Source organism: Stutzerimonas stutzeri (assembly GCF_018138085.1).
GTDB classification, from domain to species: domain Bacteria; phylum Pseudomonadota; class Gammaproteobacteria; order Pseudomonadales; family Pseudomonadaceae; genus Stutzerimonas; species Stutzerimonas stutzeri_AI.
This window is the reverse complement of sequence record NZ_CP073105.1, coordinates 755,914-769,983: the sequence shown is the minus strand read 5'-3', so window position 1 is coordinate 769,983 and position 14,070 is coordinate 755,914. Positions and strand designations below refer to the sequence as shown.

Genomic DNA, 14,070 nt, shown 5'->3' with positions numbered 1-14,070 from the left:
TTCAGTCCTGACTCGTGATAAAGGGTGAAGCCCGCCAGTATTCGCGAGCTGCGGCGATATCCGCTTCGATCGCCGTCTTGAGTGCCTCCAGCGAGGCGAAGCGCTGCTCGTCCCGCAGCTTGTGGTGAAAGGTCACGCGTAGCCGACGCCCATAAAGGTCGCCCTGATAGTCGAGCAGATGGACTTCCAGGTGCGGATGGCCATCGCTTTGCACCGACGGTCGCACCCCGATATTAGCCACCCCTGGCTGCGGCCGGCCTTCCAGCTCCGTACTGACCATGAATACACCACTTAGCGGTGTGCTCTTGCGCTTGAGCTGGATATTCGCAGTTGGCGCGCCGAGCTGACGACCCAGCGCCTGCCCGTGCAGTACCCGGCCGGTAATGCTGAACGGCCGGCCCAGCAGCTTCTCCGCCAGCGGCAGATCACCAGCGGCAAGCACCTGACGCAACCGAGTGCTGCTGACGCGCTCGCCGTCGACCTCGATAGTGGTGGCGGCCTCGACCGTAAACCCTTCTGCGGCGCCGGCCTTCAGCAGGAAATTGAAATCGCCGGCGCGGTCACAGCCGAACCGGAAATCATCCCCCACTTCCAGATGCCGGACGCCAAGGCCCTCGACCAGTGTCGCGTGGACGAACTCGGCGGCGCTGAGCTCGCGCAAACGGCGATTGAAGGCCAGGCATAGCACCAGATCGACGCCCTGCTCATCCAGGAGCAGGAGTTTTTCACGAAGACGGGTCAGCCGGGCGGGCGCCTTGTCCGGAGCAAAATACTCGCGTGGCTGTGGCTCGAAAATAACCACGCAGCTGGGCAGGCCGAGATCGGCGGCGCGCTCGCGAAGACGCGCCAGGATGGCCTGGTGCCCCCGGTGAACACCGTCGAAATTGCCGATGGTGGCGACGCACCCCCGATGTCGGGGCCGCAGGTTATGAAGACCTCGAACCAGCTGCATACCGCACTTCTTGATTGAAAAGTCGTCGATTATACGCATGACCCGGCAATCACGGACAGGTTTGCCGCCGCCCCTCGGCGCTGATCAGTGACGAAGATGCCGCGGCCGCAAACCAAGCACCACCAGTCCTGCCGCGAAAGCCGCCAAGCCTGCCAGAATCAGCAAACTCAACTGCAGCGCGCGCGCTTGCCAGCCCCAGGCGAACCATTCGGTGGACGGCACGTTGAGCCACCAAACCGTGCCCACCATTGCGGCACAGCCGCCAGCCAGACGCAGCAGGAAAATCCCCCAGCCCGGCGCCAACCGGAACACACCGATGCGGTACAGCCCCCAGAACAGCAATCCCGCGTTGAGCATCGACGACAGCGACGTCGCCAGCGCCAGCCCGACGTGCTGGAGCGGCCAGATCAGTATCAGGTTCATCACCATGTTGGCGATCATGCAGATGATTGCAACCCGCACAGGGGTCTTCAGATCCTGACGGGCGAAGAAGCCGGGCGCCAGAACCTTGATCAGCATGAACGCCAATACGCCCAACGAATATGCCTCGAGCGCATTGGCCGATTGCACCACGGCCTCCTCGGTCATGGCCCCGTAGAAGAACAGGCTCGCGATCAGCGGCTCGGCAAGGATACCCAGCGCGAGCGCCGCGGGCACTCCAACCAGCAACACCATGCGCAGCGCCCAGTTGAGCGTACCGGAAAATGCCTCCGGATCGTCGCCAGCGTGCTGCCGCGACAGGCTTGGCAATATCACCGTACCGATGGCGATACCAAAGGCGCCCAGGGGCAACTCCGACAGGCGATCGGCATAGTAGAGCCACGATACGCTTCCGGTCTGCAGAAACGAGGCGAGCACGGTATCGAGCAGGAGATTGATCTGACTGACCGATACACCGAACAGCGCAGGAACCATCAGCAGCATGATTCGCCGCACGCCCTCGTCTCCGAACCTTACGCGCGGGCGCGGCAAGAGCCCCAGCTTCGCGACATAGGGCAGTTGAAAGGCCAACTGAGCGAAGCCGGCAATGAACACGCCCCATGCCAGCGCCATGATCGGCTGATCGAAATAAGGCGTAAGGAAGACGGCCGAAGTGATCATGCATACGTTCAACAATACCGGGGTGAAGCCCGGCACCGCGAAGTGCCCATAGGTGTTGAGCACGCCGGACGTGAAGGCGGTGAGCGAGATCAACAAAAGATAAGGGAAGGTGATACGCAGCAGCTCGCCGGCCAGTTGCATCTTCGCCGGATCGTCATGGAAGCCCGGCGCAAACAGCATCACCACGTAAGGCGAGGCCAGCACGCCCAGAGCCGTGATACCGGTCAAAATCAGCCCGAGCATGCCCGCGGTGCGGTCGACCAGAAGCTTGACCTCGGCGAGCGTCCGCTTGGCCCGGTACTCGGACAGCACCGGCACGAACGCCTGCGCGAAGGCGCCTTCGGCAAACAGGCGGCGCAGGAAATTGGGGATCTTGAACGCAATGAAGAAGGCGTCAGCCGACGCGCCGGAGCCGAAGTAGCTCGCCACGACCATATCGCGTACCATGCCCAGCACGCGGGAAAGCAGCGTCATCACGCTGACCACCGCGCTGGAACGCAACAATCCGCCTTTACCGGATGTCTCGGACATTTGTTTTCCTAGAAGTTGCTGCAGAGGTTCCGGTCAGGCACAGGCCAACGGAATCGACGGGCAATTACGACAGATAAAGAGGCCGCGAGTTTAGCGGCAGCCCTTCTGTCCGGCCAGCGTCATCAATCTTCAAGCAGGCTTGACAAGCCCGCGCCGCATCGGCATGATTCGCGGCCTTATTTGCTTTGTAATCCCACGTTTTCGAGGAGTTCGACGGTGGCCAACAGCCCTTCCGCCAAAAAACGCGCAATTCAGGCTGAGAAGCGTCGCAGCCACAACGCCAGCTTGCGCTCCATGGTTCGTACCTACATCAAGAATGTGGTCAAAGCCATTGACGCAAAAGATCTGGATAAAGCTCGTACTGCTTACACCGCAGCCGTGCCTGTAATCGACCGTATGGCCGACAAAGGCATCATCCACAAGAACAAAGCCGCTCGCCACAAGAGCCGCCTGAATGGCCATATCAAGGCCCTCGGCGCTGCTGCCTGAGCTGTACGTTCTTGAAAAAACCGGCCTTGAGCCGGTTTTTTTATGCCTACAAACAGGCTGGAGGCTGGAGGCTGGAGGCTGGAGGCTGGAGGCTGGAGGCTGGAGGCTGGAGGCTGGAGGCTGGAGGCTGGACAGCATGGGCCACCCACCCGGAAACACACTATCTTTTTGGCAGCGCAGAGCCTGAACTTTGCTATCGCGCCCAGCCTCCAGCGCCTTTATCGGCTTTACAGCCTTACCGCATTACGGCCACGGCCGTACCGGAATAGCGGTCACCGCGTTCTGCGGACTGCCTTCGATGACGCGATCGCTATAGACGAGATAGACCAAGGTATTGCGCGCCTCATCGAAGAAACGCACCACTTGCATCGTCTTGAACACCAGCGACGTCCGCTCCTTGAATACCACCTCGCCATCCTTGAGCTTGTCGCTCATGCGGATCGGGCCGACCTGACGACAGGCGATCGACGCCTCCGCACGATCCTCCGCAAGACCGAGGCCACCCTTGATACCACCCGTTTTCGCCCGGGAAAGATAGCAGGTCACGCCCTCGACCTTGGGATCATCGAACGCCTCCACGACGATCTTGTGGTTCGGCCCCAGCCACTTGAAGACCGTATCGACCTCACCCACTTCCCGCGCCATCCCAACCACCGGCCAGGCCAGCAACACCAGCAGCGCTTTAGCCAGTCGCATCGAGCACCTCATACCAGAATCATGTTGTCACGATGAATGAGCTCGGGCTCATCGACATAACCAAGCAGCTTTTCTATCTCGTCGGATGAATGCCCCAGGATCCGCTGAGTTTCCGCAACACTGTAATTCGCCAGGCCGCGAGCCACTTCTCGCCCGTCAGGCCCTACACAGACCACCATCTCACCACGACGGAACCCACCCTGCGCGGCCTTCACGCCGACCGGCAACAAGCTGCGATTACCCTGCTTCAACGCATGCACCGCGCCAGCATCCAGCGTGACCGAGCCACGCGTCTGCAAATGCCCGGCGAGCCATTGCTTGCGCGCCGCATGGCGATTGCGCTCGGGCGCCAGCAGAGTACCCAGCTGCTCACCCGCTTTCAGTCGCGCCAGCACCTGCTCGATACGCCCGCCGGCAATGACCGTATGCGCACCCGAGCGAGCCGCCAGGCGCGCCGCCCGCAACTTGGTCTGCATACCGCCACGGCCGAGCGCACCACCCACTGCACCCGCCACCGCATCCAGCGCTGGGTCATCGGCACGCGCTTCACTGATCAGATTGGCGTCGGGATTGTTACGCGGATCCGCATCGAACATCCCATCGCGATCCGTAAGGATCACCAGCAAGTCGGCCTCGACCAGGTTCGCGACCAGCGCCGCAAGGGTGTCGTTGTCACCGAAGCGGATCTCGTCGGTGACCACGGTGTCGTTTTCGTTGATGACCGGCACCACGCCGAGATCGATGAGCGTACGCAGCGTGCTTCGCGCATTGAGATAGCGCTTGCGGTCGGACAGATCGTCATGGGTCACCAGGACCTGTGCGGTCTGCTGGTCGCAACGACCGAAGCTGGCCTCCCAGGCGCGAATGAGCCCCATCTGCCCCACCGCAGCGGCGGCCTGCAACTCATGAACGGCCTTGGGCCGCACCGTCCAACCGAGCCGACTCATGCCAGCAGCCACCGCACCGGACGACACCAGCACCAACTCAACGCCTGCCTGACGCAACGCCACCATCTGGTCGACCCAGACGGCCATTGCCGCCTGGTCAAGCCCACGCCCATCAGCGGTCAGCAGCGCACTGCCGATCTTCACCACCCAGCGCCGCGCGCCGCTCACCTTGTCCCGCATCGATCCCGCCTTCTATCCGGCCAAACCACTCGGTGAACTGCAGACGAAGCAGCCCAACGACCACTCACCCATAGGCACAACTACGCGTACAAACCTTTAGCGGACGTAGAAGATTTCAGCGCCGCCTTCGTCATCATCATCGTCGTCGAAGTCATCGTCATCCGCATCGACGGCCGCCTTGACCCCGGCACGACGCAACGCCCGCTGATCATCGAGCTCCTGCAGACGCGCACGCGCCTCGTCCTCGATCTGCTGATCCAGCTCGGCGAGCGCTTCGGCATAGGCGGGCTCTTCGGCAATGCGCACAGTGCGCTCATCCAGATAACGCATGATGGCCTGACTCAGCGCCTCGGTACCCTCGCTCTCCAGCGCGGAGATCACGAATACCGGCCCCGTCCACTCGAGACGCTCGACCACCTGACGAACCCGCTCCTCACGATCCTCCTCGAGCAGCTGATCGGCCTTGTTCAACACCAGCCAGCGATCACGCTGAGCCAGCGCCGGACTGAATTTCTCCAGCTCGTTGAGAATGACCTCAGCCGCATCGGCAGGATCGCTCTCGTCGAGCGGCGCCATGTCCACCAGATGCAGCAACAAACGCGTACGCGCCAGGTGCTTGAGGAAGCGAATACCCAAACCGGCACCCTCGGATGCGCCCTCGATCAGCCCTGGAATGTCCGCGATCACGAAGCTCTTGTAGCGCCCGACACTGACCACGCCGAGGTTCGGCACCAGCGTGGTGAACGGGTAATCGGCAACCTTCGGCTTGGCGGCCGATACCGAGCGGATGAAGGTGCTCTTGCCAGCATTCGGCAAGCCCAGCAGACCGACGTCAGCCAGCACCTTCAGCTCCAACTTCAGATCCCGCGCATCACCCGGTTTGCCCGGCGTCGTCTGCCGCGGCGCACGATTGGTGCTCGACTTGAAGCGGGTGTTGCCCAGGCCGTGCCAGCCGCCTTGGGCGACCAACAGCCGCTGCCCGGCCCTGGTCAGGTCACCGATTACATCCTGGGTGGCGGCATCGATCACCGTGGTGCCGACCGGCACCGGCAGGATCAAATCCTCGCCCTTGGCACCGGTGCACTCGGTACTGCCGCCCTTCTGGCCGTTCGGCGCATTGAAGCGGCGGGTATAGCGATAGTCGACCAGCGTATTGAGGTTCTCGTCGGCCTCCAGATAAACGGAGCCACCATCACCACCGTCACCCCCGTTGGGGCCGCCCTTCTCGATGAACTTCTCGCGACGAAAGCTCATCATGCCGTTACCGCCGTCACCGGCCTTTACAAAAATCGATACTTCATCGACGAATTTCATGGGAACGCCTCCCGCCGCAGGGACGGGCTAGAAAACAGGAACATAAGGGTCTTGCAAAACCCGGCGAAAACTAGAGCAAAGCAATGTTTTGCAAGAGCCCTATAAAGCATACAGAAACAAAAAAGCCCCGTCGCATGACAGGGCTTTTCCAGCAACGCCGCAGTTAGGCTGCGACGACGCTCACGTAGCGACGACCGAAAGCGCCCTTCACTTCGAACTTGATCACGCCTTCCACTTTCGCGAACAGGGTGTGATCCTTACCCATGCCAACGCCGTAACCGGCATGGAACTGGGTGCCGCGCTGACGCACGATGATGTTACCGGCCTTGATGGCCTGGCCGCCGTACATCTTCACGCCAAGACGTTTGGCTTCTGAGTCGCGACCGTTGCGGGTAGAACCGCCAGCTTTTTTGTGTGCCATGAGTTCAATACTCCTGTTAGGGGATTCAGGCCCGATTAGCCCTGAATACCGGTGATTTTGACCTCAGTGAACCACTGACGGTGGCCCTGACGCTTCATGTGGTGCTTACGACGGCGGAATTTGATGATGCTGACCTTGTCATGACGACCTTGGGCGATCACTTCAGCAGTGACCTTGGCACCATCGACCACCGGAGCGCCGATTTTGACATCGTCGCCGTTGCCGATCAGCAGAACGCGGTCAAAAGTGACTGCTTCGCCAGTGGCAACTTCGAGTTTTTCAATCTTGAGGTACTCGCCTTCGGCGACCTTGTATTGCTTGCCGCCAGTAACGATAACTGCGTACATCTGTGTATCTCCGTTGATCCTGCTCACCCAGCGCTTAAGTGAAATAGTTGGTGGCTGGCATGGCTGCTCGGGGCCGGAAGGGACGCCCTTGCAATTGCGTAAGGCAGGGAAATGCCCAGGGGGAAAGTTCAGGGTCCGCGATTGTACGCATCCACCAATGCCTGCGCAATAGCCGCCTGGCCTTGCCTTGACAGTGTCTGACCCGCCCCATAGCATGCCGCGCAATCTCCGAGGAGTACTCGTCCCCGATGCAACCCCAGGCCTTTTACCAAGTAGTGGCTGACGATTTTGCCGCCGTTGACGGCATCATCCGCAACCAACTGACTTCCCGCGTACCGCTGGTGGAAAAGATCGGGGACTACATCACCTCGGCCGGCGGCAAGCGCCTGCGCCCCCTGCTGGTCCTGCTCAGCGGCAATGCGCTGGGTCTCAAAGGCGATCAATTGCGCCTGCTGGCCGCCATCATAGAGTTCCTGCACACCTCGACGCTGCTGCACGACGATGTGGTCGACATGTCTGGGATGCGCCGTGGCCGCTCCACGGCTAACGCGCTATGGGGCAACGCCCCCAGCGTACTGGTCGGCGACTTCCTTTATGCGCGCTCTTTCGAAATGATGGTCGACCTGGGCTCGATGCCGGTCATGCGCATCATTTCCCAGGCCACGCGGGTCATCGCCGAAGGCGAAGTGCTGCAGCTGTCCAAGGTTCGTGACGCCAGCACCACCGAAGAAATTTACATGGAAGTCATCCGCGGCAAGACAGCCATGCTCTTCGAAGCCTCCACGCACAGCGCCGCGACGCTGGCGGGTGCCAGTGAGACGCAGCGCGAGGCGCTCCGTACATTCGGCGACTACCTGGGCATCGCCTTTCAGCTGGTCGATGATCTGCTCGATTACCAGGGCGATGCCGAAACCCTCGGCAAGAACGTCGGTGATGACCTGGCCGAAGGCAAGCCGACGCTGCCGCTGATCTACACCATGCGCGAGGGCACAGCGGAACAGGCCGCACTGGTGCGTAAGGCCATTCAGAAGGGCGGCATCGAAGATCTCGAAAGCATTCGCAACGCGGTAGAGGCCTCCGGTGCCCTTGAGTACACCGCCCGCCTGGCGCGCGACTATGCTGATCGGGCAATCGCCTGCCTGGAACTCATTCCGGCCAACTGCTATCGCGACGCCCTGGTGGAACTCAGCCGTTTCGCTGTCGCCCGCACCCACTGAACTGCCATTAAAGGGTGCGCTTGAGCACCCTACTCAATGCCCGCTCAACCTGCATGAACATCGGTCCGCTCGCCATTGATCGCCGCTGAGATTTTTTGCGCTTGCATCTTTGCAAATAACAATTATTCTCATTAACGAAATCAACTGGAGGCGACCATGACTTATCTGATCGATGCCTGGCTGGACCGACCACAGCCCTACTTGAGAATTCTTGATCGCAACACGGGTGCCGTATGCGTTTCTCTGGAGGGAGACGCCCTGGACGAGCTTCGTGACCAGGGCGATCTGGACCTGCAGGAGCTGAGCACCAGCGAACCCTGCGTGCTCAAGAAACAGGTACGCAACCTGTTCCTGTTCTCCTATGCCCGGGCGTTGCGCCCGTAGCGGTCCTTACAGGACAGCGAGCAGTTCGACGTCGAACACCAGAACGCTGTGCGGCGGGATACTGCCGACGCCCTGAGCGCCGTAGGCCAGCTCGCTTGGCACATAGAGCCGCCACTTGCTGCCCACGCCCATCAATTGCAGCGCCTCAGTCCAGCCGGCAATCACGCCACCGACTGGAAACTCGGCAGGCTGGCCACGCTGGTAAGAGCTGTCGAAGACGGTGCCATCGATCAGCGTGCCGTGATAGTGGGTACGCACCTGATCTTCGGCGGTCGGCTTGGCGCCCTCGCCCGCCGTCAGGATTTCGTACTGCAGCCCCGACGCCAGTGTGGTCACACCGTCTCGCTTGGCATTCTCGGCCAGAAACGCCTTGCCCTCACCCGCCGCGGCTTCCGCCTTGCGCTGCGCTTCAGCCTGCATGCGCTCACGGATCACAGCGAAGCTGGCGTTCAGGTCTTCCGGACTGACCTGGCTGGCGACACTGCCGAAGGCGTCACGAATGCCGGCGATCACGGCATCCAGGCTGATGCCCGGTGGCGGGTTCTCGCGCAACTGGTCACCCAGCTGACGGCCGATGCCATAGCTCACGCGCGTTTCGTCGGTGGATAGGTTGAGGTCGGTCATGTCTGGGCTCCGCTGGAAAAAAGGGCGCACAGCCTAGCACAGCGACGAACAGCCCGATAAAGACAGGCCGACATGGAAACGCCTATGTCGCGACCCGTCGCTACCAGGCCGACCGTAAGCTGATCGGCACCCGCAGCGGCCGACGAACACCTCGGCCAGCCCGCACATCTCGTCGATCGAGCGGACTGCTTGTGTAGGAGTGGCCTCTGGCCGCGACCGAGCTTTCCACGCCGCTGCAAGTCGCAAGCAGAGCTTGCTCCTACAGGGCGCGGGGTGAAGCGGACGGGGCACCGCGCCGGCGTTGGGCCGGTTGGGCTCGATCGAGCGGACTACTTGTGTAGGAGTGGCGTCTGGCCGCGACCGAGGCTTTCCGCGTGGCGGCAGGTCGCAAGCAGAGCTTGCTCCTACAGGGGGCTTCGGCGTGACGCGGGTAAAGCGGACAGGGCACCGCGCCGGCGTTGGCGCCTGTTAGGCTCTATCGAGCGGACTGCTTGTGTAGGAGTGGCCTCTGGCCGCGACCGAGCTTTTCGCGCCGCTGCAGGTCGCAAGCAGAGCTTGCTCCTACAGGGGGCTTCGGCGTGGCGCGGGTGAAGCGGACGGGTCACCGCGCCGGCGTTGAGCCTCGTAAGCTCGATCGAGCGGACTGCTTGTGTAGGAGTGGCCTCTGGCCACGACCTAGGCTTTCCGCGTGGCGGCAGGTCGCAAGCAGAGCTTGCTCCTACAGGGGCGCGGGGTGAAGCGGACAGGTCACCGCGCCGGTGTTGAGCCTTGCAGGCTCGATCGAGCGCACTGCTTGTGTAGGAGTGGCCTCTGGCCGCGACCGAGCTTTTCGCGCCACAGCAGGTCGCAAGCAGAGCTTGCTCCTACAAGGGGGCTTCGGCGTGGCGCCGATCAAAGGTGCTGGTCACGCAGCGACCGAGCCGTCGGCGCGTCAATGCTTGGTGAGCTTGTCCAGATAGCCCATCGCAAAGGCGGAGAAAACGAACGTCAGGTGGATGATCACGTACCACATCAGCTGCTCGCTCTCGAGCTGCTGGGCATCCATGAACATGCGCAACAGGTGGATGGAAGAAATCGCCACGATCGAAGCCGCGACCTTCATCTTCAGCGAACCGGAATCCATCTTGCCCAGCCAGTCGAGCTTTTCCTTGCCTTCGTCGACGTTCAGCTGCGACACGAAGTTTTCATAGCCGGACAACATCACCATGACCAGAAGACCACCCACCAGTGCCATGTCGATAAGGGAAAGCAACCTGAGGATCAGGTCGCCCTCGCTCAGCGAGAGCACCGAAGGAAGAATGTGCCAGATTTCCTGAAAGAACTTGATCGCCAGCGCCAACAGCGCGAACGCCAAGCCGAAGTAGATAGGCGCCAGCAACCAGCGGGCGGCATACATGCTGTTCTCGATGAAGCGTTCCATCTGTTCTCACTGTGGTGGGAGGTCACGGCTGGCGAGTATACGCAGCGCAACAGAGCGTTCAACAAAGCCCTGTTGCAAGGTATTTTCAGTTTGTGGATAAGAATTTCGAGGCAACACCGGGCGAGACCGGAAAACCAGCTGCAAGCCGGTCAAGCCGGACCATCGATCAGGGCCTGGACTCCCAGCCGCCGAGATAGCGGGCCTGGTTGGCATTGACCTTGCGCAGCTCCGCCTGCATGTGCAGCTGCCAGATAGAAGGAGAGTCGGACTCGCCATAGCCCTGGCCTTGCAGATTACTGGCTATGGCCTGCAACACCGATTCGGCCTCGCGAGGCCCGTGGAATGGCCCCTGCGCCTTGATCGCGGTGGGTTGCCCAGCGTCGAGCCCCGCAGCGCAAAGCAGGGTCCATAAACCATTACCGCCCGCCAGCGGACGGATCGTGCATTCGATACGGGTCACCAGACCCAAGCACTGACGGTTCAGACAAAGCGTGTGAGACATGACGGCGATCCTCGCGCTAGGTTGCGCGCCGTCATTCAGGACGAATGAGCGGCAACCCGTTTATCCACGAAGCTTGTGGATAACCATGTGGATAGGGAGTGAAAAACGCTCCTCCACTGCAGACCCGCCGCCGCTCACATCGTTCCGTCCGTTTGTTACTCACCCAAGCTCGGCTAGTTCTGCTCGGTGCCTTTCGCAGAGGTGTTCGCCGACACCGCGCCGGCCGGCGTATCACCTTTGCCATCCTCTTCGAGCTCGATCTCGGCGATGTCGCGCAAGCGCTCCACCACTCGCGCGTTGACGCTGCCCTTGGGAAACTGCCCGTCCTTGTCCGCTGCGCCTACGGGTTCACCTACCAACAAGGATAGCGCTTCATCCACATGGCGCACGGCATAAATGTGGAAGCGTTCCTGGCGCACGGCCTCCAGCACCCGCTCGTCGAGCATCAGGGTCGTGACGTTGGCGAAGGGGATGATCGCGCCCTGCTCGCCCGTCAGTCCTCGCGCCTCGCAAAGGCGGAAAAAGCCTTCGATCTTTTCATTCACGCCGCCGACTGCCTGCACCTCGCCGAACTGATTGATCGAGCCGGTGATGGCGAAGCACTGCTTGAGCGGGGTGCGCGAGATGGCCGAGATCAACGCACAACACTCGCCCAGCGAGGCACTGTCGCCATCGACGTAACCGTAGGATTGTTCCAGCGCGATGCTGGCGGAGATTTCCAGCGGAAACTCCTGCGCATAGCGGCTGCCGAGGAAGCCGGTCAGGATCATCACACCCTTGGAGTGAATCGGCTGGCCAAGATTGACCTCGCGCTCGATATCGACAATCCCCGAGCCGCCCGGATAAACGGTGGCGGAAATCCGTGCCGGCATGCCGAACGCCGAATCGCCGACCTCGAGCACGGTCAAGCCGTTGCACTTGCCGATCGCGGCGCCTTCGCTGTCGATCAGAATGACGCCGGCGAGTATGTCTTCGAGGATGCGTGCCGAGACGCGGCCGGTGCGGGTGGCCTTGGCTTTCAGGGCGCGCTCGATATGGCCGACGTCGGTGACCTCGTCCTTGGCCAGCTGGCGAATGAAGTCAGCCTCGCTGACCAGCTGGAACAGATCGCCGATACGCGCCGACAGCCGCCCCTGATGCTCGGCCAGTCGCGCGCTGTAGGTCGCCAGGCGCGCCACTGCAGCCGCCGTGAGCGGCGCCATGCCCTCCTCCGAGGTCCGCGTTTTCATTAGCTGGGCAAACTGCTCGAGGCTGTCCTCGGCCAGGGGGATTTCCTCGTCGAAATCCACCAGCACACGGAACATCTCCTGGAAGTCCGGATCGAGATCCTGCAGCGTGTAGTACAGCTGCCGCGAGCCGATGATCACCACCTTGACGTTGAGCGGGATGACCTCCGGATTCAGCGTGACCGTCGCCAGGCGACCCAGCTCGGCCAGCGGCGACTCCATTTTCAGACGCCGCGATTGCAAGGCGCGCTTGAGCGCTTCCCAGACGAAGGGCTCGCTGAGCATCTTTTCCGCTTCCAGCATCAGAAAGCCGCCATTGGCGCGATGCAGCGCGCCGGGACGCAGCTGGCGATAGCTGGTGTAGAGCGCGCCCTGATCGGTGCTGTATTCTATACGACCGAACAGGTTGTCGTAGGTTGGATGCGGCTCGAACACCACCGGCGCGCCGCCATCGAGCGGATGCCCCACCACCAGACTCGGGCTGTACTGCTCTTCGAGCAACTGCCGGGTCTGGGCGTCCGGACGGTTTTCGTCGACCAACTGCTCGACCACCGTCTTCAGCAGGTTGACTTGAACCGCTTGCAGATAGGCTTCGATGCCGGCGTTCTCGCCGTACTTTTCCGAGAGTGGCGCCAGCAGCGGCTGCAACGCCTGGCTGATGGTTTCATCATTGAGCTGGCGCAGCTGGTTGCTCGACTCGCGCTTCCACAGCGGCAGGCTGGCCAGCCCCTCGTTCAGGTGCACTTCGAGGGCGGAAATGTCCTCGTGATAGCGCTCGCGCTCGGCTTCCGGCAGCTGGGCAAATTCCGCCTCGTCCATCGATTTGCCGTCCTTCATCGGCGTGAAGGCGATGTTGCTGCTGTCGCGGTACAGCGCGATGTCCTTTTCCAGCGCGAGCTTCTCGATCACGTCCAGCGCCTTGTCGTAGCGTTGGTTGAAGGCGCGGTCGATAGCGCTTTTCTTCTGCTGGAAGCTCGGGTGCTCGAATACGGCCGGGAAGGTCGCCATGAGGTTGTCGATCAGCTGACCGATGTCGGCGATGAACTCCGCGGCGCCCCCCTGCGGCAGCTCCACCACACGCGGTTCACGCGGCTCGTCGAAGTTGTTCACGTAGACCCAGTCCGAAGGCGTTGCCAGACGCTTGCCTTCGGCTTTCAGGTAACGCCGCACGAACGAGAAACGCCCGGTACCCGGCTCGCCCATCACGTATACGTTATAGCCGGGACGCGGCATCGCCACGCCGAACTGCAAGGCTTCTACCGCGCGCTCCTGGCCGAGCACACCGAGAAAAGGCTCCAGTTCATCAGTGGTCTTGAAGTCGAATTGACTGGGTTCGAAGGGACGGGTCAGCGCTTCGGGCGCCAGGCGCAAGCCGGTAGCGACGGTTTCGGGCATTGGGGATCCTTGCTGAGGTGGCCGTGGGGCCACGAGTGATGCCGCCATTCTGGCGTTGCCCATGCCAGCCTGCAAGATTCAGGACGCCTCCCCGACGGGCATCGCTGCCCCTGGATCGGACACCACCGCCTGCGCAGACCATTCAGGCTAGATCGATGAACGGGCAGGCGATGCGAATCGACGCGCCTGATGCGCTTGCTCCCACCCCGAGCAAACGCTAACGCCACACCCGCCAGCTTGTCCGGCACCCCCCCTTTCTGGCGCTGAACACCGCGCCGCTTTGCTTCGGCGTACCCGACCGAACGCCAGGTCGCCGCTAAGCAA

At 61.8% G+C, this 14,070-nt stretch carries 14 protein-coding genes; 3 read left to right on the top strand and 11 right to left on the bottom strand.

Annotated elements, in window-relative coordinates; translation table 11 throughout:
* Nucleotide 1: 1 nt before the first annotated feature.
* Together ribF and murJ are read right to left on the bottom strand one after the other, a co-directional pair.
* On the bottom strand, nucleotides 2-952 hold the full coding sequence (gene ribF / locus KCX70_RS03740) for a bifunctional riboflavin kinase/FAD synthetase (protein WP_102852866.1): 951 nt from the start codon (nucleotides 950-952) through the stop codon (nucleotides 2-4).
* Between the two features lie 84 nt (nucleotides 953-1,036).
* Nucleotides 1,037-2,584 carry a murein biosynthesis integral membrane protein MurJ gene (gene murJ / locus KCX70_RS03735; RefSeq protein WP_212619313.1) on the bottom strand — a complete coding sequence of 516 codons (1,548 nt, stop codon included), beginning with the start codon at nucleotides 2,582-2,584 and terminating at the stop codon, nucleotides 1,037-1,039.
* 216 nt (nucleotides 2,585-2,800) lie between these two features.
* Between murJ and rpsT the strand changes: the two genes are divergently transcribed.
* Nucleotides 2,801-3,073, top strand: coding sequence for a 30S ribosomal protein S20 (gene rpsT, locus KCX70_RS03730; protein ID WP_212619312.1), 273 nt, complete (start codon nucleotides 2,801-2,803; stop codon nucleotides 3,071-3,073).
* A 243-nt stretch (nucleotides 3,074-3,316) separates the two neighbouring features.
* Here rpsT and KCX70_RS03725 read toward each other — a convergent pair whose 3' ends face one another.
* The 5 genes from KCX70_RS03725 to rplU form a co-directional block, all read right to left on the bottom strand.
* Entirely contained in the window at nucleotides 3,317-3,769 is a 453-nt protein-coding gene (locus KCX70_RS03725) for a CreA family protein (protein ID WP_212619311.1), read from the bottom strand.
* Between the two features lie 8 nt (nucleotides 3,770-3,777).
* On the bottom strand, nucleotides 3,778-4,896 hold the full coding sequence (gene proB / locus KCX70_RS03720) for a glutamate 5-kinase (RefSeq protein ID WP_212619310.1): 1,119 nt from the start codon (nucleotides 4,894-4,896) through the stop codon (nucleotides 3,778-3,780).
* Nucleotides 4,897-4,992: 96 nt separating this feature from the next.
* Nucleotides 4,993-6,210, bottom strand: coding sequence for an Obg family GTPase CgtA (cgtA, locus tag KCX70_RS03715; protein WP_212619309.1), 1,218 nt, complete (start codon nucleotides 6,208-6,210; stop codon nucleotides 4,993-4,995).
* Between the two features lie 163 nt (nucleotides 6,211-6,373).
* On the bottom strand, nucleotides 6,374-6,631 hold the full coding sequence (gene rpmA, locus KCX70_RS03710) for a 50S ribosomal protein L27 (protein ID WP_003281574.1): 258 nt from the start codon (nucleotides 6,629-6,631) through the stop codon (nucleotides 6,374-6,376).
* Between the two features lie 35 nt (nucleotides 6,632-6,666).
* On the bottom strand, nucleotides 6,667-6,978 hold the full coding sequence (gene rplU, locus KCX70_RS03705) for a 50S ribosomal protein L21 (protein ID WP_021209788.1): 312 nt from the start codon (nucleotides 6,976-6,978) through the stop codon (nucleotides 6,667-6,669).
* Nucleotides 6,979-7,226: 248 nt separating this feature from the next.
* Between rplU and KCX70_RS03700 the strand changes: the two genes are divergently transcribed.
* Nucleotides 7,227-8,195, top strand: coding sequence for a polyprenyl synthetase family protein (locus KCX70_RS03700; RefSeq protein ID WP_212619308.1), 969 nt, complete (start codon nucleotides 7,227-7,229; stop codon nucleotides 8,193-8,195).
* Between the two features lie 156 nt (nucleotides 8,196-8,351).
* On the top strand, nucleotides 8,352-8,579 hold the full coding sequence (locus KCX70_RS03695; RefSeq protein ID WP_212619307.1) for a hypothetical protein: 228 nt from the start codon (nucleotides 8,352-8,354) through the stop codon (nucleotides 8,577-8,579).
* Between the two features lie 6 nt (nucleotides 8,580-8,585).
* On the opposite strand, the gene KCX70_RS03690 is transcribed toward KCX70_RS03695, so the two are convergent.
* From KCX70_RS03690 to KCX70_RS03675, 4 genes are all read right to left on the bottom strand, one after another.
* Nucleotides 8,586-9,203: an FKBP-type peptidyl-prolyl cis-trans isomerase gene (locus KCX70_RS03690; RefSeq protein ID WP_212619306.1), complete on the bottom strand. Its 618-nt coding sequence runs from the start codon at nucleotides 9,201-9,203 to the stop codon at nucleotides 8,586-8,588.
* A gap of 931 nt (nucleotides 9,204-10,134) precedes the next feature.
* On the bottom strand, nucleotides 10,135-10,623 hold the full coding sequence (locus KCX70_RS03685; protein WP_021209793.1) for a TIGR00645 family protein: 489 nt from the start codon (nucleotides 10,621-10,623) through the stop codon (nucleotides 10,135-10,137).
* Between the two features lie 166 nt (nucleotides 10,624-10,789).
* Nucleotides 10,790-11,125 carry a hypothetical protein gene (locus KCX70_RS03680; protein ID WP_021209794.1) on the bottom strand — a complete coding sequence of 112 codons (336 nt, stop codon included), beginning with the start codon at nucleotides 11,123-11,125 and terminating at the stop codon, nucleotides 10,790-10,792.
* Between the two features lie 173 nt (nucleotides 11,126-11,298).
* Entirely contained in the window at nucleotides 11,299-13,746 is a 2,448-nt protein-coding gene (locus tag KCX70_RS03675) for a Lon protease family protein (protein WP_212619305.1), read from the bottom strand.
* Nucleotides 13,747-14,070: the final 324 nt, after the last annotated feature.